This is a genomic window from Arthrobacter sp. SPT-J7, from assembly GCF_059089965.1.
On sequence record NZ_JBNHFF010000383.1, the window covers coordinates 1 to 1,872 of the forward strand.

3 protein-coding genes are annotated in these 1,872 nt (G+C 68.1%); 2 read left to right on the forward strand and 1 reads right to left on the reverse strand.

Features of this window, described 5'->3' with window-relative positions; genetic code table 11:
* Positions 1-35: 35 nt before the first annotated feature.
* Together AC5RWX_RS32850 and AC5RWX_RS32855 are read left to right on the forward strand one after the other, a co-directional pair.
* Positions 36-455 carry a FluC/FEX family fluoride channel gene (locus AC5RWX_RS32850; protein ID WP_494100353.1) on the forward strand — a complete coding sequence of 140 codons (420 nt, stop codon included), beginning with the start codon at positions 36-38 and terminating at the stop codon, positions 453-455.
* A 41-nt stretch (positions 456-496) separates the two neighbouring features.
* Positions 497-865, forward strand: a complete 369-nt coding sequence (locus AC5RWX_RS32855; protein WP_494100354.1) for a hypothetical protein — start codon at positions 497-499, stop codon at positions 863-865.
* Between the two features lie 41 nt (positions 866-906).
* Here the strand turns inward: AC5RWX_RS32855 and AC5RWX_RS32860 are convergent, their stop codons facing one another.
* A complete protein-coding gene (locus AC5RWX_RS32860; RefSeq protein WP_494100355.1) occupies positions 907-1,842 on the reverse strand; it encodes a S1C family serine protease in 936 nt (311 codons plus the stop codon).
* Between the last annotated feature and the right edge of the window lie 30 nt (positions 1,843-1,872).

A 1,872-nucleotide genomic window follows, 5' to 3' on the forward strand; every position in this document is an offset into this window, starting at 1 on the left:
GGTTGCCGTGACGCCGGCGAGGGCCACAGGGCGTGATGGCTGCTGCCCTGGTGGGCCTGTTCGGCGTCGCCGGCGCGCTTCTTCGCTTCGGCGCGGACAGCTGGTTCGCGCATCACACGTCCATCCGATCGGCCGGCTCCGGTGGCAGTTCGCCGCGCGGGTGGGGGCACAAGGCGCGGCTGCACTGGCCTTGGGCGACGCTGCTGGTGAACGTCGCGGGCTGCCTCATCATTGGCATCTCGCACGCCATGGCCATGAAGCTGGGGCTGGCCCCGGAATGGGAAGCCGCACTGGCAACGGGGCTGGCAGGCGGACTCACCACCTTCAGTTCATGGACCACGGCAACGGTGCGGTTGTTGACTGAAGCACGGTTCGGCTCCGCCGTACTGAATCTGGCGGCCAACCTTGTCCTCGGCTTCGCGGCCGCAGCGGCGGGCATTGCGGTCGCTTCTTAGCCGCGAGGGCGATTTGGCCGGCTCCCGTATTGTGGATGGTGATGATTAGCAGACGCGACGCGGCCATTGCCCTTGATGTACCGATGGAAATGGCCCAGCGCCACGGCCTTCCAAAGTGGATGACCGAGGCAGAGCTGGGTGAGATCCTGGACAACCCGCCGGCCTGGCTGGTCCAGTCCCGCGCCAACCGCACGGGAAAACGGCCCGTCTGGGTCCACCTCGAGTGCGCCGTCTGCGGCTACGAGGAAGCAGCGCGCCCCAAGAAATGGTGGCCGGACTTTACCTACGTGGTGTGCGGCCACCACAACCCCGAAGACGTTCCCCGCGTTCGCGAGGGCTATGTCCGCAGCGAGTTCGACGGCGTCGGCACCCGTTTTGTGGGCATCGCGGACGTGCCGGGCCAGGGCTAGGCCCCCTCTTTTGCGGGTGGGGCGGCGTCTGCCGTCTCCGCCTACTTTCCGTTGCTGACCATCTCTTCGGGAACGGCCGTAAGGTGGATTTCCTTTCCGTCCCGCAGCACGGCAAGCTGGAGCGATTCGCCGATGGCGTCCGAGAAGAGCAGGCGCTGGAGGCTTTCGGCGTCGCTGACGGGGCGGCCGCCGGCGGCGAGGAGGATGTCCCCCGCTGCCAGGCCTGCCTTGTCTGCCGGAGAGCCGGCGAGCACCTCCACCACGCGCAGCGCCTCCCGCTGGCCCGTTCTTATGACGGCGCTGGGGCTGAGTTGCGTCGGCGTGCTGACCAGGCCAAGGTAGGCCCGCCGTACCCGTCCGTCCGCCAGCAGGGCCGAGATGATCCGCTGGGTGGTGGCATTGATGGGAATGGCCAGGCCGAGTCCGGCCCCTGCTACGGCGGTGTTGATTCCAACGATCCGGCTGTGCGTATCCGCCAGCGCTCCGCCGGAACTTCCCGGGTTGAGGGCGGCGTCCGTCTGGATGACGTCCTCAATGACCCGCCGGTTGCCCCCGGACCATACCGGGATAGCACGCCCCAGGCCGCTGACCACTCCCGCAGTCACCGAACCGGCCAGGCCCAGGGGGTTCCCGACGGCGACCACCAACTGGCCAACCCGCAAGGACTCAGCAGCACCGAACTGTGCCGGCGCCACCCGCGGCGGCCTTCCATGCACCACCGCAAGGTCCGACAGCGGGTCCGCGCCCACAAGTTCCAACTCCATCCGGTTGCCATCGGCGAAGACTGCGTGCCCCCGCTGTGTTCCGGCCACGACGTGGGCGTTCGTGAGCAGGTAGCCGTCCTCGGTGAAGAGGACCGCGGAACCGGCACCGACACGGACCCGTCCGTTCCGGCGGGCCGCAGACATTTCCAAGGCAGCAACGTGGGGTGTAACTGTGGCGGCCACGCGCATCACTGTCCGGGAATACGAGTCCAAGGCGTCGACGTCGGGCTCCTGTGAAGCTGG

What these genes read in the sequence shown, in the direction of transcription:
- AC5RWX_RS32850 (WP_494100353.1), top strand. Translation starts at nt 36, where the DNA reads ATGGCTGCTGCCCTGGTGGGCCTGTTCGGCGTCGCCGGCGCGCTTCTT.
- AC5RWX_RS32855 (WP_494100354.1), top strand. Translation starts at nt 497, where the DNA reads ATGATTAGCAGACGCGACGCGGCCATTGCCCTTGATGTACCGATGGAA.